Raw genomic sequence first — 19,330 nt, 5'->3', positions numbered from 1 at the left:
AACCTCACATTCTTCTTTAAATAATTAACATTGCATCTCCAAAACTGAAGAATCTGTACTCCATTTCTACCGCTTTATGATATGCATTTAAAATATTTTCTCTAGTACTAAATGCTGAAACTAGCATTACTAATGTAGATTTAGGTAAATGGAAATTAGTAATTAATCCATCAATTGCTTTATATTCAAATCCAGGATAAATAAATATATCCGTCCAGCCACTTTTTTCAACAAATTGCTCGTGGCCTCTTCTAATAGTTTCTAAAGTACGTGTAGATGTTGTTCCCACCGAAATTATTCTTTTACCTTTGGCCTTTGTTTGATTAAGTAAATCAGCAGTTTCTTGAGTCATTTGATAATATTCGCTATGCATTTCGTGATCATCAATGTTATCAACGCTAACTGGTCTGAACGTGCCTAACCCTACATGCAATGTTATAAAAGCGATATTGACCCCTTTTTGCTTAATTTGATTTAATAAATCATCCGTAAAATGTAACCCTGCAGTTGGAGCTGCAGCAGAACCACTTTCTTTAGCGTATACAGTTTGATACCTATCTGGATCATCAAGACGTTCTTTAATGTAAGGAGGTAAAGGCATCTCGCCAAGCTCATCAAGGCGTTCTTGTAAAATACCATCATAGTGTAGACGCATAATACGTCCACCTTGTTCTAATTCTTTAATACATTCAGCAACAATTTTTCCGTCGCCAAATGATAAGCGATTACCCACCTTGATTCTTTTAGCAGGTTTTAGCAATACTTCCCAATCGTTTCCCTCAATTTGAGTAAGCATAAGCATTTCTACTTTAGCGCCAGTTTCCTCTTTTAAGCCAAATAGTCTTGCGGGCATCACTCGCGTATCATTTAAAACCAGTGTATCTCCAGGATTTAAATAATCAATGACATCTTTAAAATGGAGGTGAGTCATTTTACCAGTCTCTCTTTGAAGCACAAGCAAACGACTTTGGTCTCTATTTTTTAAAGGTGTTTGAGCTATTAAAGATTCTGGCAAATGATAGTCAAATTCTTCAATATTCAACTTACTCCCTCTTTTCATTCGTATTATTAAAATGCACGTAAGCGAAAGGCGTCGCTTTTCGTCCACGTGGTGTTCGCTCTAAAAAGCCTTTTTGTATTAAAAATGGTTCATAAACATCTTCAATAGTAATGCGCTCTTCACCTATAGATACAGCAATTGTATCTAAACCAACAGGGCCACCATTATATTGATTGATAATACAGTTCATCATTTTATGATCTATATAATCTAAACCTTCTTTATCAACTTGAAGTAATTGTAATGCTCTTTTTGTTGTTTCAATATAAATTTGATCATCTTCATTGACTTGCTGAAAGTCTCTAACACGTTTCAATAAACGATTTGCTACTCTTGGTGTACCACGAGAACGTCGAGCTAATTCTAAAGCACTCTCTTCATCAATACCAGTACCAAGTACATCTGCAGTTCGAGTAATTATTTCTTTGAGATCATTTTCGTTATAATACTCAAGTCTCAAGTGCACCCCAAATCTATCTCTTAACGGTCCTGTTAAACTACCTGCTCTGGTTGTAGCACCGACTAGTGTAAATGGTGGTAAATCTATTCTAATACTACGTGCCTCGTCACCTTTACCAATAATAATATCTAAAAAGAAATCCTCCATTGCTGGATAGAGTACCTCTTCAACGGCACTACTTAATCTATGAATTTCATCTATGAAAAGCACATCACCTGGCTGTAGTCCTGATAGAATTGCAGCTAAATCTCCAGGTCTTTCTAATGAAGGACCTGAGATTGTACGTATATTAACTTCCATTTCATTAGCTATAATATTTGAAAGTGTTGTTTTACCTAATCCTGGTGGCCCGAATAAAAGCACATGATCGAGTGGTTCTTCTCTTAATTTAGCAGCTTTAATGAACACTTCTAAATTACTTTTAATAGAGGTTTGACCAATATATTGTTTGAGTTTAGTTGGTCTCAATGATAATTCGAAATCTGAATCTTCATTATGAAATTGTTGATCGACCATTCTTTTATCCATATTCGTGCCTCCATAAGATACATACTCTATTTATTAAGAAACTAACGTTTGTAAGCCTACTTTTACAGCTTCGTCTACACTAGATACACTTTGCTTGTTTAACACTTTTTCAACCTTAGAAAGTTCACGTTTTGAGTATCCTAATGCTTCTAATGCTAACATAGCTTCTTTAACAACTTGACTTTGTTCATCATTATTAACATCGACTTTAAGCAATGATTCTGAATCTTCCTCAGTAATAGTGACTTTACCTTTTAAATCTAACACGATTTGTCTGGCCGTTTTTTTACCGATGCCAGGGAACTGAGTTAGATAAGCATCATTCTCATTTTCAATTGCTCTTTTCACTCCATTTGGAGAACTAGCTGCTAAAATGGCTAAAGCAGACTTGGGACCAATTCCCGTGACTTTAATTAAACTATGAAACATATCTTTCTCTTCTTCACTAATGAATCCATACAACAATTGTGCATCTTCTCTAACAATCAAAGAAGTGAAAATTTGTACATCTCGATTTAAATATTTTTGAAAACGATAAGAATTAGGTGTTTGAATTTCATAACCTATTCCTGAAGTTTCAACCACTACATGAGTTGGAAATAATTGCGTTAATGTTCCTTTTACATAAGCATACATGTTGGCACTCCCTTTACATACTCATACTAATTAACTCAACTTTTGAAACATGTTCTATTTCTCTAAGTGTATTGACTACATCATCAATTGAGAGATAGGATGATTGAGCGTTAAGTGATAAAGTAATCGTAGCTTTATCTTCCATAGGTACACTTTGGTGTATCGTTAATACAGATAATTGAAGTTTTGAAATTGTATTTAGTACTTGTGCTAACATTCCTACTATATCATTAACATATAAAATGAGTGTAAACTCCCTATGATCTAGCATCTTTTCATCTACAGGAAATATAGTTTCCCTATATTTATAAAAGGCACTACGGGATAAGTTGAACTGTTTAACTGCATCATAAATGGACAATTCAGGATTGTTTTTTAAAGCATCTTTAACTTTCAAAGTTTTAACAACAGATTCTGGTAATACATCTTCTCTAATTAAATAAAACTTTCTATAGTCTTTATTGTCCATAGTCTACACTCCTATTCGACAAATTCAAATTCCCCACCTAGAATTCTAACGATATCTCCATTGCTACATCCTCTTTCTCTTAATGCATCATCAATACCCATTGAACGCATTTGTCTTGCAAATCGACGTACGGCAGGATCACTATTGAAATCAGTCATTTTGAACATTCTTTCAATTGCATTACCACTTACTACATAAGCACCATCGTCGTCTCTAGTAATTGTAAATGCATCTTGGGAAGGCGTGTGTTTATATAAAACACGATTGACGCCTATATTTTCATCTTCTTCAACTGAGAAGTCAACATCTTTAACTTCTTCTAGTTTATCAGCAATGAGATACAACAATTGATCTATGTTATCTCGTGTGATAGTTGATACCGGAACAATTGTAATATCTTCGCCAACTTCCTCTTTAAAAAGTTCTAAATTATCTTTAGCGTCAGGAATGTCCATTTTATTAGCCACTACAATCTGTGGGCGATCTTCAAGTCGTTGCTTATAATTAACAAGTTCTTGATTGATGATTTTATAGTCTTCAATAGGATCTCTTCCTTCAGAACCACTCATATCTATCATGTGAACAATCACTTTAGTTCGTTCTACATGTCTTAAAAATTGATGACCTAGACCAACGCCATCTGAAGCACCTTCTATAAGACCAGGTAAATCAGCCATAACAAAACTTCTACTGTCTGGCGTAGAAACTACACCTAAGTTTGGCTTAATCGTAGTAAAATGATAAGCTCCAATTTTAGGTTTTGCTTTTGAAACAATAGATAATAACGTAGATTTACCAACACTAGGGAAACCAACTAAACCGACATCCGCTAATAATTTAAGTTCTAAGGTTACATCTAGTTCCTCACCGGGCTCACCATTTTCGCTGAAATCAGGTGCTGGATTACGTGGAGTAGCAAAACGAGAGTTACCACGACCACCACGGCCCCCACGTGCAACGATAGCTCTTTGACCGTCTTCAACTAAGTCAGCTAAAACCTCTTCAGTTTCTACACTTTTAATAATTGTACCTGGGGGCACTTTTAATACTAAGTCTTCAGCATTTTTACCATGCATATTGCTACTTTGCCCATTTTCACCTTTTTTAGCTTTAAAGTGTCTTTGATATCTAAAGTCTAAAAGTGTTCTTAAACCTTCATCTACTTCAAATACAACTGAGGCACCTTTACCACCGTCACCTCCAGCTGGTCCACCAAAAGGTACATATTTTTCTCTTCGATAAGCAGTGATTCCGTTACCTCCATCACCTGCTTTGAGAGATATTTTGACTTGATCGACAAACATATATCTCACCTCTTTTACTCTGAATTTTTCATCCTTATAATTATATCATTATCCCTATTTATAGAAAAATTTTTAATGTGTATATCAATTTAAACAAAAATAAAACACCAGAAGCATTCACTTCTGGTGTTAACTAGACAAAATTATTCAGCAACTGCGTATACAGAAACTTGTTTTTTGTCGCGACCTTTGCGTTCAAATTTAACAACGCCGTCGATTTTAGCGAATAATGTATCATCGCCACCACGACCTACATTTTCACCAGGGTAGATTTTAGTACCACGTTGGCGATAAAGAATTGAACCACCTGATACATATTGACCGTCAGCACGTTTAGCACCTAAACGTTTAGATTCAGAGTCACGTCCGTTTTTAGTAGAACTTACCCCTTTTTTAGATGCGAAGAATTGTAAGTTTAATTTTAACATCGGGATACACCTCACTTATAATTTAATCTGATATTCTCATTATATTCTTCTTCAATTGTTTGTAAAGAAACTAACATCGCTTGAAGAATTAATTGCGCTTCTTTGTTATTAGTATCAACACTTCTTATATGAAAATGACCACCATCATCATCGTAATCGATGTCAGGCTTTTCTGATGTCAATCCCATAATTGCGTTCACACTACCAAATAAAACTGCTGAGGCACCAGCACAGACAATGTCATGACCATATTCACCATGATTCGCATGACCATCCATGATCACATCTGTGACTTTGCCTTCATCATCAACTGTAATATCAACAGTAATCATAAAATTATGCGTTAATTTTATCGATAGTTAATTTAGTAAATGGTTGACGATGGCCTTTTTTACGTTTTGAGTCTTTACGACGTCTGTAAGTGAATACAGTGATTTTTTTGCCGCGTCCTTGTTTGTTAACAGTAGCAGTAACTGACGCACCTTCAACAGTTGGCGCACCAACTTTTACTGAATCTCCACCTACAAATAATACTTTATCAAAAGTGAATGAGTCACCTTCATTTACGTCTAATTTTTCAACGAAGATTTCTTGACCTTCTTCTACTTTGATTTGTTTTCCACCTGTTTCAATAATAGCAAACATACTTTGCACCTCCTATATAATAAGTCACGCCATATACAGGTGACACCTTCATGAGCTATACAATGAAGCTAGCTTGAATAGACAAACAAAATAATATATTTGCCTTCGTACTTAAACCTGTATTTGAGCGGTTGTATGTAGCCTGAAACTACTCAACTACTGTATCTTACCATCACTAAGCTTTACTGTCAATTGCGTTTTGCATTTTTCGCGTAAATTTTATTGATGATAGGATATAAAATTAATAATAAGATAAAATTAATTATAAACGTTGGGATTAATCTGAATAAAATAAAATCAATAAAATCAAATTGAATAAATCCAATTACTGCATATATAGCTGCTACATAAATTTCAAGTATCACTGTACTTAACAACACGATGCTAAATAGCATTGTATGGTCTCTATAAAACACTTTAAAGAATTTATCTACAATCACAACTAATATAATGTAACCAAACATATATAAACCGTATATACTTCCAAAATATAAATCTGTAACTATTCCGAAAAAGATAGCAAGAATAATTGATACACCAAAACCTCTATATACAGTCATTATCAATATGTACATTAAAGTTAAATGAGGAACAAAGATAATGTCGATTTTACCGAAATGCAATGGAATAACTAATCCTATAGCCGTATCTATATAAAATAAAAGTGCTCCAATTAGTAAATAATAAAGCGTTCGCATTAGTTATCCCTGCTTTCATCATCGGGAATCGTGCTCACATCACGTTTTGCAACATATACATGATTTAAGTCAGCTAAATCAGCACCAGTCTTAACTCTTACCTCTTTGGCAAGTCCGTATTGATCATTTTCAACATCTGTAACTTCACCTATGTAAAGATCACTTGGTAACTGGTCAGCTAAGCCACTGGTTACTACCTTATCTCCTTTTTTCACACTATCTTTGTTGTTAATATCACTAATCACTAATTCTTCATTCTTAGCATCATAATGATCAATCAAACCAAAAACATTTTTAGAACCGTGTTGTACGTTAACTGAAAGTTTACCTGCTCTCGTATGAGTGGAAATCAGATCGACTTGAGCAGAAAATTGATTTACCTTTGTGACTCTACCAACTAAACCTTCAGAAGTCATAACCGCCATATTATTTTTAATGCCAGATTTAGAACCCTTGTCTATCACAATTGTATTCATCCACTGATCTGGGTTTCTAGCAATCACTGTTGTTGAAATAGGCTCATATTTTGATAAATCTTTAACGTCTAATTCTTTTTTAAACTTTTTATTTTCAGTTTCTAACTTTTGATTCTTTGCCTCAAGTTGTTTAATTTTATTTTTATCTTCTTTCGATCCACCATTATTGAAAATATTTCCAATAGCTCCAGTTACAAAATTAATAGGATAACTCACAACTCTTTGTCCTAAAGAAACTGAGTCTCCTACATATTGTTCTGGAGGTGATTGGTTTTGGGAACGAATGGATAAACCAATTAACGCTATAAAAACGATAATTGCACATAAAACAACAATGAGCTTGTTATTTTTGAAAAAATTAAGCACCCAGAACACCTCTATAAGACTAAATTTATTATCCTTTTATATTTTATATTACTCACTACATGAAATAAAGCACTAACTAATCTAAAAGGTAAAATTTATAATAAGTAATGTTAAACTTATTAAAAACATTATGCCTAAATACATAAAAAAACTACTAACCTTATCGTTAGTAGTTTAATAAAATATGACTTTAAATTTATTTAGTTTCATCTTCGCTATCATTTTTATCTTTCTTTTCGTCTTCGCTATATAGTGTTTCTTCTTTTCTCCAACGAGCAAAAAGATTTTGTGCTTTTGCTTGTTCGTTAGCTTGTTTTTCTTTTGATTGTTCAGCCATTAGAAATCACACCAACCTTTAATGTATTTATCTATACATAAAGGTTAACTTATTTAAAAATACATTTCAAATTCATAGTTTACAGTTTTTACTTAAAAGCTTCTGATGGTTTTAACTCTATATGTTGTCCTAATTTATTTAGATCCTGTTGCATTTCAAACTCTGTGTTATATACTCTTATAGAATCTGAACCAAATTTATATATTATAAATTCGTCCCCTCTTTGGCCTGCTAAGTATTTATTATTATAGCCCATTCTACCTATACCAGATACTGACATAAATTCTTTCTTATCAATCATATTAAATACATTTTTAATTTGACTAGAAGGGACATTATTGATGATGTCGTTTTCTTTTAATGAATAACTTTTGCCGTTTTGTGGCTGAGCAGGTAGTCTGTTATTTGCCGGAGTATCATGCATATTTTGTTGAATATAATTAGTACTTTCATGTAAAGGATTCCATTCTTGATCTCTAAGGAAAGGGGCATACTTCAATGCTATATAAATAATAGCAATAATAGCTAGCACAGCAATAATATTCTTAACTATACTAAATATAAATCTCATATTCGCCCTCCTTATCATATTTAATTAAGTATATGTTAAATGTTTTTAGTTTACATCAGACTATAGGTGTAGAAATATTATATCTGTAGACGGATGCTAACATTCATTAAATGAATTATAATAAGCAATATAACATGCATACGTGATGAGGAGGGACAGCGTTTGATAAGTATCTTAACTATTATTTTGATAGTATTATTAGTCGTACTTCTCTTTAGAGTTGGTCTATCTATACTACGTTTCTTAATATCTGCAGGGATTGTTTTACTATGTATTTATTTGGCGTATCAAGGAGTAATTTGGCTATTAGATAACTATCAAAACTTGATATCTTATGTTAATTAATTTAAGAGTTAGCTATACATTGTGAGTGAATGTTTCAAAACCACTTCAATGTTTTTTAGCTAACTTTTATTATTTTTTAATTAATTTAGATAACCAATTTATTAATATATAACTCCCCACTAGAAGTAATCCCCACAATACACCTGTTATTATAGCTCCAATGATTATAAATATTAATTCATTCAATTGCTTTGTTACTATACTACCTAACAAAGATGCTGTAACTATACCTATAATCGATAAAATAATCGTTATGAAACCACGTCTAATAGTCATTATATTATCTAGGATATTAAGCCTTATTACGTAAATCACTGGCATGATCATACCTAAAATTAGAAATAAACTCATATAAAATATCTCCTTATTTTTTAATAAGAAAATTATACACTATGTGACTGATATAAACTAATTGATTTCAATGCTCCTCAAAATAGCCTGCTTCAACCAAACTTGTAAATTGATTATCTCCAATGATGATGTGATCAAGTACATCAATTCCTAAAATAGCACCACACTCTTTTAAACGTAAAGTCGTAGTAATGTCTTCTCTAGAAGGTGTTACATCACCTGAAGGATGGTTGTGAACAATAATGATAGCATTAGAGGATTCTCTAATTGCAATATTAAATACCTCACGTGGATGAATAATCGAACTATTAAGTGTTCCTTTGAAGATCCAAGATTGTTTTATAACGATATTTTTTGAATTAAGTAATAATACTACAAAATGTTCCTGATCTAAATCTTTCATAGAAGACATCATCAAATCAGCCACGTCACTCGGATGAGTAATTTTAACTTTATCTATCGTGCTTGATGCATTTAGCCTTTCTCCTAACTCAAAAGCTGCTTGCAATATAATTGCTTTATACAATCCAATCCCTTTTACTTTTAGTAAATCATTGATAGATAATTTTTTTAAATGTCTAATAGAATGATGACTTTTTATAAGTTCATTAGCAATATCTATGCTAGAGAAACCTTTTCTACCAGTATTAATAAGTATTGCCAACAATTCCACATTTGATAAGCTTTTTGCACCGTAATTCATAAGACGCTCTCTAGGTTTCTCGGAAATTGCCATTTCATTTATTTTCAATAATATGTTCCTCCTAATACAATATTTAAATCATTATAGAAAAGCGAAGTGAAAATGAAAGAGAGGAAGACAAAAGGAATTAATGGAATATATTTTAAATCTTTATTAATCAAAAGTTTTATAAAAATGGATATAAAACCACCAAAAATAAAAGTAAACATACATAAATAAATAAGAAAATTTAAAGGTAAGAATAAAGACAGCATGTTAAAAATTACGATATCTCCGTAACCTATATATTTACGTAGAATTAGATATAACAATTGCGAAATTAAAAAAGTAATTATAAAAGTATGAAGATATAAATGTGAACAAAAGAAGGCTACTATAACATAGATTGAGGACAATCTTATGTCGATCGATAGATTGTTAATATCGTATATAGAGAAACTGAGTAAAAAAAGAAAAGTTAATAAGAAATGAGAAAAATTGATATTACCATGTGAAAAGTAATACAAAAATATTGGTATAAGCGCTAAAACTTCCCCTATCAAATAATATATTTGTAATTTCTTGTGACAACAGCGAGCGCGCCCTTTGAGTAATATGTAGCTCATAATCGGTAATAAGTCATAAGGCTTAACATTTTGATTACAATGATCACAAACGGATCTTGAAAAGAAATAATTAAATTTTAATGTACCCTTGTGACTAAATTGGTATAAAAAACTAAATATCGCACTACATGAATAAGCCAGTAAAGCCATTTATCATCCTCCTTTAAAATAATTATAAGTAATTTCTTTTGAATGTAAATAGTTGCATAATTAGAGAAATTTTATCATTGGAGTACTTATTTATTGGCTATGTTTAATTTCCATATTTTAATGGCTTTCATATAAAAAAAGAGTAAAACAAGTTAGTATAACTACTCATTTTACTCTTTCTTAATTTAGTTAAATTTAATTTTTGCTTTTATTTCGCTTATAAAATACAAACTACCCGTGATGATTAAACCTTCACCAGTGTAATTTTCAATAAACTGTACATAATCTTCTACAAGTTCTACATTATCTAAATTAGTTTCATCAGCAATTTCTTCTTTAGTTAAAGCTTTAGGAAAATCGAAATCCGCTAAATAAAACTGCGAGGCAATTTCACTTAAATTATGAATCATCGAATTAATTGGTTTGCCTTTAATTGCTGAGAAGAGTACATCAATTTTATCTCTACCATAGTAATGTTTAATAGTATCGATTAAAGCTTCTACACTTTCATTATTATGTGCACCATCGATAACCATAAGCGGCTGTTCTTTCACTTGTTCAATACGTCCAGTCCAATTTACAGTTTCAATACCATCAATCATCTTATTAAAATCTAAATCAATAATATCCGCTTCATTAAGTTCAATAAGCGCCGTAATTGCCAAGGAAGCATTTTCTTTCTGATGTTCACCCATCATATTTAAAATGATAGTTTCTAGTTCATAATCTTTATATCGGTAAGTAAACTCATCATCTTGTGAAATGATTGTTACTTCTCTATCTAACTCAATTGGTTTAGCGTTTTGTTCTAAAGCATAGTCTCTCACATACTTAAGAGCTTCATCGTTTTTCACAGCATAGATAACTGGTGTATATGGTTTAATTATTGCTGATTTATCTTTTGCTATATCTAGATAAGTTGACCCAAGAATATCAGTATGATCCAATCCAATACTAGTTAAAATTGATAAAATTGGTTTAAATACATTTGTTGAATCGTGTTTAATTCCTAAACCAGCTTCTATGATAACGAAATCAACTGGATGGATTTCACCGAAGTAAAGGAACATCATAGTAGTAATAATTTCGAACTCTGTTGCTCCACCAAGTTCTGTTTCATTTTCTAAAGCTTCACTAACTGGCTTAACACGCTCAACTAAATCTACAATTTCATCATTAGTAATTGGTGTGCCATTTAAACTAATGCGTTCATTAAAACTTTCTATAAACGGAGATGTAAAGGTTCCGACATCATAACCATTTTCAACCAAAGCAGTTCTTAGATATGCTACCGTAGACCCTTTACCATTGGTGCCGCCAACATGTATACCTCTAATTTTATCTTGAGGATTATTAAATTGTTCTAACATCCATTCCATACGTTTGACACCTGGTTTAATACCAAATTTCGATCTTTCATGTATCCAATACAAGCTGTCTAGGTAATTCATGATCATACTCCTATGCTTTTAATTGTTCGATTCGTGATTTAACACCATTATACTTCTCTTGATAATGTTGTTGTTTTTCTTTTTCTTCATTAATTATTTTCTCAGGTGCTTTATTTACAAAGTTTTCGTTTGATAATTTTTTGTCTACTCTATCTAATTCACTTTGAAGTTTATCTAGTTCTTTTTCTAAGCGAGCGATTTCTTTATCCATATCAATAAGTCCTTCAAGCGGTAACACAACTTTACCCGCTACAACTACTGATGTCATAGCTTTTTCAGGAATTTCAACTTCTGTATCAATAGTGAGTTCGCTTGGGTTACAGAATTTGTGTAAATAACTCGCATTATCTTTCAATGTTTGCTTAACGTTATCATCTTTAGTTTGAATTAAAATTGGTATTGATTTAGAAAGTGGCGTATTCACTTCAACTCTTGATTGACGAACAGATTTAATGATTTCAACAAGTTGCTGCATTGTTTGTTTACTTTCGTCAAACATATATTCAGAGTTAACAGTTGGCCAATCTGCGTTAACTATAGTTTCACCTTCATGAGGTAAACTTTGCCAGATTGTTTCTGTAACAAAAGGCATAAATGGATGTAACATCTTCATAATTTTATCAAGAACATAACTTAACACTGAACGTGTAGTTTGTTTCTGAGCTTCATCATCACCATTCATTGGTATCTTACTCATTTCAATATACCAATCACAGAATTCGTCCCAAATAAAGTTATAAAGCGCACGCCCTACTTCACCAAACTCATATTTGTCACTTAAATCTGTTACGGTTTTAATTGTTTCATTTAGGCGAGTTAAAATCCATTTATCAGCCAGCGATAAGTTTCCAGATAAATCGATATCTTCTACTTTAAACTCTTCACCAATATTCATTAAACTAAAGCGCGCAGCGTTCCAAATTTTGTTTATAAAATTCCATACAGATTCAACTTTTTCAGTCGAATAGCGTAAGTCATGACCTGGTGATGAACCAGTAGCTAAGAAGTATCTCAAGCTATCTGCACCATATTCATCAATTACATCCATTGGGTCTACACCATTACCTAATGACTTACTCATTTTACGTCCATCTTCAGCTCTTACTAAACCGTGTAGTAAAACATCATTAAATGGTCTTCTATCTGTGAATTCTAATCCTTGGAATATCATTCTTGCTACCCAGAAAAAAATAATGTCATAACCTGTAACTAAAGCATTCGTTGGATAATAACGTTTAAAGTCTTCAGATTCAGTATCTGGCCAACCTAAAGTAGAAAATGGCCATAAAGCACTTGAGAACCAAGTATCTAATACATCTGCATCTTGCTCCCAATTGTCAATGTCACTTGGTGCTTCTTCCCCTACGTAGATTTCACCAGTTTCTTTATGATACCAAGCAGGAATCTGATGTCCCCACCATAATTGACGAGAAATAGTCCAATCTCTTATTTCTTCCATCCAACGATTAAATGTGTTTTCGAAACGACCTGGGAAGAAATCAATTCTGTCGTCTGTTTTTTGGTTATCTAGTGCTCTTTGAGCTAAAGGTTTCATTTTAACAAACCATTGTGTTGATAAATACGGTTCGACGATTGCACCTGTTCTTTCTGAGTGACCTACAGAATGCGTATGCTCTTCGATTTTAATAACTAAATCTTGATCTTTTAAATCTTGAACAAGTTGTTTACGACATTCGAAACGATCCATACCTTCATATTTACCAGATCTCTCATTCATTTTACCGTATTCATCCATTACGATGATATTTTCTAAATCATGTCTTTGCCCAATTTCAAAGTCGTTTGGATCATGCGCAGGTGTGACTTTCATTGCACCTGAACCAAATTCTATATCAACATATTCATCAGCTAAGATAGGCAATTCTCTACCAACAATTGGTAAAATTACTTTTTTACCAATAACATCTTTATAACGTTCATCGTTAGGGTTAACAACAATCGCTGTATCACCTAACATTGTCTCGGGACGGGTAGTCGCAATTTCAATATAACCTTCACCGTCTGCGTAAGGATATTTAAAGTGATAAAATGCACCTTGCACATCTTCATGAATAACTTCAATGTCAGATAAAGCCGTTCTAGCTTGAGGATCCCAGTTAATAATTCTTTCTCCTCTATAAATTATATCCTTGTTATATAAATCAACAAATACTTTTCTAACAGCTTTACTTAGACCTTCATCAAGAGTAAAACGCTCTCTACTATAATCCAATCCTAAGCCTAGTTTAGCCCATTGTTGTCTAATAAATGAAGCGTATTCCTCTTTCCAATCCCAAGCTTGTTCTAGAAATTTTTCTCGACCTAATTCATGTCTTGAAATACCTTGTTCATTTAATTTTGCTTCTACTTTCGCTTGTGTAGCTATCCCAGCATGATCCATACCTGGAAGATACAAAGTATCGTATCCTTGCATTCTCTTCATACGAGTAATTATATCTTGTAACGTTGTGTCCCACGCATGTCCTAAATGTAATTTTCCCGTCACATTTGGCGGCGGAATAACAATAGTATATGTATCTTTCGATTTATCTTCTGATGGTTTAAAATAACCATTTTTTACCCATTCTTCATAACGACCAGCTTCTACTTCTCTTGGGTCGTATTTCGGTTTCATTTCCATGTAAAAACCTCCTTATAAAATAAAAAAACATCCACCCTAAAAATAGGACGGATGTTCCGTGGTACCACCTATATTCAAGAAAAATAAAGCCTTTTAACATAAACATACTTTATTCTTCGAGCACTTAAGTATAAGATTAACGCTCTCACACGCTTTCACCTACTGAATATTTGTTCAGTGAAAGTTTCATTTTGGGCTACCTTCAATTAAAATCATCTACATATTCACACCAAACATATGCTCTCTTTGAAATGATTAGAATTTACTCTTCCCTATCATTATATTCATTTGCTTATTTATAGTATAATGGATACATCAATAAGTCAATGTATTGGAGGTAAAATTTATGAATGAGTGCGCCTTTGGTACTAAAGATGAAACTTATTTAGAATATCATGATAATTTTTGGGGTCAACCTTTATATGATAGTAAAGAACTTTTTAAGTTAATCGCCTTAGAATCCCAACATGCCGGTTTATCATGGCTTACTATCTTAAAGAAAAAAGAATCCTATGAAGAAGCATTCTATAACTTCGAACCAAAAAAGGTTGCCAAAATGTCTGATAAAGATATTGATCGCCTAATGGAATTTCCTAATATAGTTCATAATAGAAAAAAGTTAGAAGCTATTGTTAGCCAAGCACGAGGTTACTTACAAATTGAAAAAGATTATAAAAGTTTTAGTGATTTTCTTTGGTCATATGTTAATCATCAACCTATTAATATGGGTTATAAAAAAAACAGAGATCGTAAAACAGTAGATGATAAAGCTACACAACTTTCTAAAGATTTAAAAAAATATGGTTTTAAATTTTTAGGTCCTGTCACTGTATTTTCATTTCTTGAGGCTGCAGGATTATACGATTCACATCTTGAAGGATGCCCTGTTAAACCGAGTCATTCTTAGATAGAAATAAACGCATTTCCTATTAACTTAGGAAATGCGTTTTATTATTTATTTAACGAGATTTCGCTCTGAATTTTAAGAAATAATTAATCACAGGTGCAACTAAGAATAGAATGAAGAAAATTCTAAAGATGTGATAACTTGAAATCATTGCTACATCGGCACCAGTAGCTATAGCTACTAAACCTATTTGACTCATACCTCCTGGGGCTGCACCTAAGAATAATTCATTAATTGAATTATGCGTGAAAAGATGAATGATAACCACCATTATAAAAGCCGAAATAATTAACATTATATTCTGAAAAGCAATAGCTACTGCGATACGACCTTTTAAATCATTAAGTAGATGAGCAATTTGAAGGCCTATACGTATCATATAAATCACTTGCGCAGATGCGAGTAACCAATTATCTAAAGTGAAATTTAAATTTGTAGTCATATTCCAAACAATTAAGACAAATATAGGAGCTAACAATTGTTTAGTAGGAAAGTTAATTTTCGCCATCAAGAAATAAACTATTGCTACAGCTAAAAATATTATGATTATTTGCCAAAAATCAAGAGCATGCGTCAATGCTGGAGCTTTACTTACATGTTCCCTAGTGGTATTGTGGGAATCTTGGAAAAAATATGATATCAACGGAACTAATATAACCACAAATATTATACGAGATGTTTGAGTTAAACTTACAACTAAAATATTAGCTTTCTTATCTTCCTCAGCCATAATTAACATTTGGCTTAATGCACCTGGAATTACACTTAAAATAGCTGTTTCCGAATTAACTTGAGCTATTTTCTTAAAGAAATAAGCTATTAATAATGCTAAGACTAATAAAAGTACAGTTACTATGATGATTGTTAACCAATCATTTTTTATATCACCGATCACTGTTTTCGTAAAAGTAGAACCAATTTGTACGCCAAGAAATATTAAACCGATTTGACTTAACCAAAAAGGCCATTTGATCTCCAATTTAAATGCTTTCACACAAATAACCGCTGCAATAATTGGTCCAAACATGAAAGGCAACAGTATGTGAGAAATCTTCAATATTAAACTTATTATTATAGCTAATGCTAAGACAATAAAGTTATTTCTCTGTATATTATTCATCTTATCTCACTACTTTCATAAAAGAACATTAACAAAACTTAGACTGGGATAATAGCTATCACCCCAGTCATTTATCTTTTTATTTAGTTCAATTTATCATACAATACGGCCTAGTGCGTTATCAAATGCTTGAATTGTTTTTTCAATATCCTCTTTAGTATGAGCCATTGAAAGGAAAGTACCCTCGAATTGAGATGGCGGTAAGAATACACCTTCTTTTGCCATTTCTCTATACATATTACTAAATAGTTCTAAATCACTTTTATTTGCTTCATCAAAATTAGTAACAGGACCCTCATTTAGGAAGTATCCTATCATTGAGCCTGCTCTATTTACAGTAATAGGTACATTATGTTTAGCGAACACATCTTTTAGACCTTTTTCAAGAATGTCCCCTAATTCATTAAAATATTCATAAGACTCAGGAGTTAGCTGACTTAATGTTTCATACCCACTCGTCATTGCTAAAGGATTTCCTGATAGAGTTCCAGCTTGATAAATATTTCCTACTGGAGCTATTTGATCCATAATTTCTTTTTTACCACCAAATGCACCAACTGGTAATCCGCCACCAATAACTTTTCCTAAACAAGTTAAGTCTGGAGTAACACCAAAGTAACCTTGAGCACAATTATATCCTACGCGGAAACCAGTCATTACTTCATCAAAAATAAGTAAAGAACCATATTCATTTGTAATGTCACGTAAACCTTGTAAGAATCCTTCTAAAGGCGGAACTACACCCATATTACCTGCTACTGGTTCAACAATTACACCAGCGATATCGTCACCATATTTTTCAAAAGCTAATTTTAATGATTCTAAATCATTATAAGGAACTGTTATTGTGTTTTTAGCAATTCCCTCTGGTACACCAGGAGAGTCAGGTAATCCTAATGTAGCTACGCCAGAACCAGCTTTAATTAATAAAGAATCACTATGACCATGATAGCAACCTTCAAACTTAATTATCTTACTACGACCTGTATACCCTCTAGCTAAACGTAGAGTATCAAGTGTAGCTTCAGTACCTGAAGACACCATTCTTACTTTTTCTATTGATGGCACTCTGTCAATCACGAGTTCTGCTAGTTTATTTTCTTGTAACGTTGAAGCACCAAAGCTTGTACCGTTATCAACTGCTTCATGAAGCTTTTCTATCACACGTTTATTTTTATGTCCTAAAATTAGCGGTCCCCAACTTAGTACATAATCAATGTATTCATTGCCATCTATATCATATATTTTAGAACCGTCTGCATGATCCATAAAAATAGCAGGTGTATCTACCGATTTAAATGCTCTGACAGGGCTATTAACACCTCCAGGCATTAAATTTTCAGCTGTTTCCATAGCTTTTATAGATTTTTCATAACCCATAAATAAAATCCTCCTTAGTAGTGATTCATTACTTATCTAAATAGCGACATATATCCTTAGCAAAGTAAGTGATGATTAAATCCGCACCAGCACGCTTCATAGAAATCATTTGTTCCATCACAATTTTTTCTTCATCAATCCAACCATTGAGGGCCGCAGCTTTAGTCATGCTATATTCACCACTGACATTGTATGCAACAACAGGAACATTAGTATTATTTTTTACGTCTCTAACAATATCTAAGTAACTTAAAGCTGGCTTAACAATCATCATATCGCAACCTTCTTTAAGATCGCTTTCTAATTCTCTTAATGCTTCTAAACGATTTGCTGGATCCATTTGATAAGTTTTTCTGTCACCGAAAGATGGAGCTGAATCTGCTGCATCACGGAACGGACCGAAGAAACTAGATGCATATTTAATACCATAACTCATAATTGGAATATTTTCGTACCCAGCTTGATCTAAGCCTTCCCTAATTTCTGCAACGAAACCATCCATCATATTACTTGGAGCGATAATATCTGCGCCTGCTTCTACTTGTGATATAGCAGTTTTAACTAATAAAGGTAATGACTTATCATTGTCAACATCATGAGTATGATCATCAATAACGCCACAATGGCCGTGATCTGTATATTCACATATACAAGTATCCGCAACAATTAACAAGTCATCATACATTTTTTTAGCAATACGCGTTGCTTCTTGTACAACACCGTTATGATCGTATGCACCTGAACCTACATCGTCTTTGTTATTAGGCACTCCAAAGAACATTATTGCTCTAATGTCTAAATCATAAGCATCTTTAATTTCTTCATGTAATAGATTTAAACTAATTTGATATACACCAGGTAGTGAATGAATTTCAGATTTAATGTCATCTTGTTCGACTACGAATATAGGATAAATTAAATCCTCTTTTCTCACGTGTGTCTCTCTCACTAAATCTCGCATTGTATGAGAAGAACGTAGTCTTCTATGTCTATCAAATTTCATTATTCTCCCTACTTTCTAAAATTTTGGCTATTATTGATTCCGAAGTTTGTGAATCAGCAACTTGCACATATTGATTATAATTTTTAAGAACTGTAGCTGTTTGCTTTCCTATCGCATAGTAATGGTGAAACTCTGGAGTATCTCCATTTTCAAAATAATAACGAACTGCAGATGAGCTTGAGAAAGTTATAGCATCTAATTCATTATTTTTTACAAGTTGTTTAACCTCATTAATATTTTGATGGTGAGGTATAGGTTTATATAAATCAATCTTAATCACAACATTATTATTATTCAATTGATGTGCTAATTTTGGTCGTGCAAGCTGACTAGAAGGAAGTAAGATTCGCTGATTCATAGAATTAAACTCTTTAAGAAATCCTTCTTGAGAAAAATCACATGGAATAAAATCAACATTTATATTTAAATCCTCGCAGTATTGGGCCGTTTTCTCACCGATAACTGCTACCTTCTTAACTTTAACGCTTTTTAAATACTCATAAAAGTATTTGACTGCATTTTTAGAAGAAAAAATAAGCCAGTCATAGTCATGATTAAGCAAATGCTCATTAAACGAAAGTTCTTGTATTTGAATCAATGGTTTATGAATAATATTGACTAAATTACTTTGAACTTTACTTGTTTGGGTCATAACTATAACTGGTTTCATCATTGAGTTCCACCTTTAAGACATGG

At 32.5% G+C, this 19,330-nt stretch carries 22 protein-coding genes, 1 pseudogene and 2 other annotated features; of the genes and pseudogenes, 2 read left to right on the top strand and 21 right to left on the bottom strand.

The window, feature by feature from the left end; all coding sequences use genetic code 11:
• Nucleotides 1-16: 16 nt before the first annotated feature.
• From queA to V6C74_RS05760, 12 genes and pseudogenes are all read right to left on the bottom strand, one after another.
• A complete protein-coding gene (gene queA / locus V6C74_RS05815; protein WP_002453398.1) occupies nt 17-1,042 on the bottom strand; it encodes a tRNA preQ1(34) S-adenosylmethionine ribosyltransferase-isomerase QueA in 1,026 nt (341 codons plus the stop codon).
• A 1-nt stretch (nt 1,043) separates the two neighbouring features.
• Complete coding sequence (gene ruvB, locus V6C74_RS05810; protein ID WP_002453399.1) at nt 1,044-2,048, bottom strand: Holliday junction branch migration DNA helicase RuvB; 1,005 nt, start codon at nt 2,046-2,048, stop codon at nt 1,044-1,046.
• Nucleotides 2,049-2,081: 33 nt separating this feature from the next.
• Complete coding sequence (gene ruvA / locus V6C74_RS05805; protein ID WP_002453400.1) at nt 2,082-2,684, bottom strand: Holliday junction branch migration protein RuvA; 603 nt, start codon at nt 2,682-2,684, stop codon at nt 2,082-2,084.
• A 13-nt stretch (nt 2,685-2,697) separates the two neighbouring features.
• A complete protein-coding gene (locus V6C74_RS05800) occupies nt 2,698-3,153 on the bottom strand; it encodes an ACT domain-containing protein (RefSeq protein ID WP_002453401.1) in 456 nt (151 codons plus the stop codon).
• Nucleotides 3,154-3,164: 11 nt separating this feature from the next.
• Nucleotides 3,165-4,457 (bottom strand): GTPase ObgE, encoded by a 1,293-nt coding sequence (gene obgE, locus V6C74_RS05795; protein ID WP_002436005.1) that lies wholly within the window; start codon nt 4,455-4,457, stop codon nt 3,165-3,167.
• A gap of 143 nt (nt 4,458-4,600) precedes the next feature.
• Nucleotides 4,601-4,885, bottom strand: coding sequence for a 50S ribosomal protein L27 (gene rpmA, locus V6C74_RS05790; protein ID WP_001830822.1), 285 nt, complete (start codon nt 4,883-4,885; stop codon nt 4,601-4,603).
• A gap of 11 nt (nt 4,886-4,896) precedes the next feature.
• The gene (locus V6C74_RS05785; protein ID WP_002436010.1) at nt 4,897-5,217 is read right to left on the bottom strand and encodes a ribosomal-processing cysteine protease Prp; all 321 of its coding nucleotides are present in this window, start codon (nt 5,215-5,217) and stop codon (nt 4,897-4,899) included.
• A 4-nt stretch (nt 5,218-5,221) separates the two neighbouring features.
• Nucleotides 5,222-5,530 carry a 50S ribosomal protein L21 gene (gene rplU, locus V6C74_RS05780; RefSeq protein ID WP_002436008.1) on the bottom strand — a complete coding sequence of 103 codons (309 nt, stop codon included), beginning with the start codon at nt 5,528-5,530 and terminating at the stop codon, nt 5,222-5,224.
• A gap of 12 nt (nt 5,531-5,542) precedes the next feature.
• Nucleotides 5,543-5,673, bottom strand: a sequence feature (ribosomal protein L21 leader region).
• Nucleotides 5,674-5,705: 32 nt separating this feature from the next.
• Nucleotides 5,706-6,228 (bottom strand): annotated as a pseudogene (gene mreD, locus V6C74_RS05775) (rod shape-determining protein MreD).
• A complete protein-coding gene (mreC, locus tag V6C74_RS05770) occupies nt 6,228-7,070 on the bottom strand; it encodes a rod shape-determining protein MreC (protein ID WP_002453403.1) in 843 nt (280 codons plus the stop codon). Before mreC ends, mreD begins: the two are co-directional and overlap by 1 nt.
• A gap of 196 nt (nt 7,071-7,266) precedes the next feature.
• Nucleotides 7,267-7,407 (bottom strand): hypothetical protein, encoded by a 141-nt coding sequence (locus V6C74_RS05765; RefSeq protein WP_002436055.1) that lies wholly within the window; start codon nt 7,405-7,407, stop codon nt 7,267-7,269.
• 88 nt (nt 7,408-7,495) lie between these two features.
• A complete protein-coding gene (locus V6C74_RS05760; protein WP_002436062.1) occupies nt 7,496-7,978 on the bottom strand; it encodes a DUF4930 family protein in 483 nt (160 codons plus the stop codon).
• 165 nt (nt 7,979-8,143) lie between these two features.
• Between V6C74_RS05760 and V6C74_RS05755 the strand changes: the two genes are divergently transcribed.
• Nucleotides 8,144-8,323 carry a hypothetical protein gene (locus V6C74_RS05755; RefSeq protein ID WP_037560643.1) on the top strand — a complete coding sequence of 60 codons (180 nt, stop codon included), beginning with the start codon at nt 8,144-8,146 and terminating at the stop codon, nt 8,321-8,323.
• A 69-nt stretch (nt 8,324-8,392) separates the two neighbouring features.
• Here V6C74_RS05755 and V6C74_RS05750 read toward each other — a convergent pair whose 3' ends face one another.
• The 5 genes from V6C74_RS05750 to V6C74_RS05730 all read right to left on the bottom strand — a co-directional run bounded on the left by V6C74_RS05750 (nt 8,393) and on the right by V6C74_RS05730 (nt 14,224).
• Nucleotides 8,393-8,674 (bottom strand): hypothetical protein, encoded by a 282-nt coding sequence (locus V6C74_RS05750; RefSeq protein ID WP_002453404.1) that lies wholly within the window; start codon nt 8,672-8,674, stop codon nt 8,393-8,395.
• 67 nt (nt 8,675-8,741) lie between these two features.
• Nucleotides 8,742-9,425 carry a DNA repair protein RadC gene (gene radC, locus V6C74_RS05745; protein WP_016898216.1) on the bottom strand — a complete coding sequence of 228 codons (684 nt, stop codon included), beginning with the start codon at nt 9,423-9,425 and terminating at the stop codon, nt 8,742-8,744.
• Nucleotides 9,422-10,132: an A24 family peptidase gene (locus V6C74_RS05740; protein WP_002453406.1), complete on the bottom strand. Its 711-nt coding sequence runs from the start codon at nt 10,130-10,132 to the stop codon at nt 9,422-9,424. The genes radC and V6C74_RS05740 overlap by 4 nt, the downstream gene beginning before the upstream one ends.
• Nucleotides 10,133-10,317: 185 nt before the next feature.
• Nucleotides 10,318-11,583 (bottom strand): folylpolyglutamate synthase/dihydrofolate synthase family protein, encoded by a 1,266-nt coding sequence (locus V6C74_RS05735; protein WP_016898217.1) that lies wholly within the window; start codon nt 11,581-11,583, stop codon nt 10,318-10,320.
• A 10-nt stretch (nt 11,584-11,593) separates the two neighbouring features.
• Complete coding sequence (locus V6C74_RS05730) at nt 11,594-14,224, bottom strand: valine--tRNA ligase (protein ID WP_016898218.1); 2,631 nt, start codon at nt 14,222-14,224, stop codon at nt 11,594-11,596.
• 40 nt (nt 14,225-14,264) lie between these two features.
• Nucleotides 14,265-14,512: a binding site (T-box leader), on the bottom strand.
• Between the two features lie 58 nt (nt 14,513-14,570).
• On the opposite strand from V6C74_RS05730, the gene V6C74_RS05725 reads away from it, so the two are divergent.
• Nucleotides 14,571-15,131, top strand: coding sequence for a DNA-3-methyladenine glycosylase I (locus V6C74_RS05725; RefSeq protein WP_002453409.1), 561 nt, complete (start codon nt 14,571-14,573; stop codon nt 15,129-15,131).
• A 52-nt stretch (nt 15,132-15,183) separates the two neighbouring features.
• Here the strand turns inward: V6C74_RS05725 and V6C74_RS05720 are convergent, their stop codons facing one another.
• The 4 genes from V6C74_RS05720 to V6C74_RS05705 form a co-directional block, all read right to left on the bottom strand.
• On the bottom strand, nt 15,184-16,251 hold the full coding sequence (locus V6C74_RS05720) for an AbrB family transcriptional regulator (protein ID WP_029625712.1): 1,068 nt from the start codon (nt 16,249-16,251) through the stop codon (nt 15,184-15,186).
• A 96-nt stretch (nt 16,252-16,347) separates the two neighbouring features.
• Entirely contained in the window at nt 16,348-17,631 is a 1,284-nt protein-coding gene (hemL, locus tag V6C74_RS05715) for a glutamate-1-semialdehyde 2,1-aminomutase (RefSeq protein WP_002435979.1), read from the bottom strand.
• 28 nt (nt 17,632-17,659) lie between these two features.
• Nucleotides 17,660-18,634 (bottom strand): porphobilinogen synthase, encoded by a 975-nt coding sequence (gene hemB, locus V6C74_RS05710; protein WP_002453411.1) that lies wholly within the window; start codon nt 18,632-18,634, stop codon nt 17,660-17,662.
• Nucleotides 18,624-19,304 carry a uroporphyrinogen-III synthase gene (locus V6C74_RS05705; protein WP_029625713.1) on the bottom strand — a complete coding sequence of 227 codons (681 nt, stop codon included), beginning with the start codon at nt 19,302-19,304 and terminating at the stop codon, nt 18,624-18,626. Before V6C74_RS05705 ends, hemB begins: the two co-directional genes overlap by 11 nt.
• Between the last annotated feature and the right edge of the window lie 26 nt (nt 19,305-19,330).

It is taken from the genome of Staphylococcus capitis subsp. capitis (assembly GCF_040739495.1).
GTDB lineage: Bacteria > Bacillota > Bacilli > Staphylococcales > Staphylococcaceae > Staphylococcus > Staphylococcus capitis.
The sequence above is the reverse complement of the archived record's forward strand: the minus strand, read 5'-3'. Positions and strand labels throughout refer to the sequence as shown.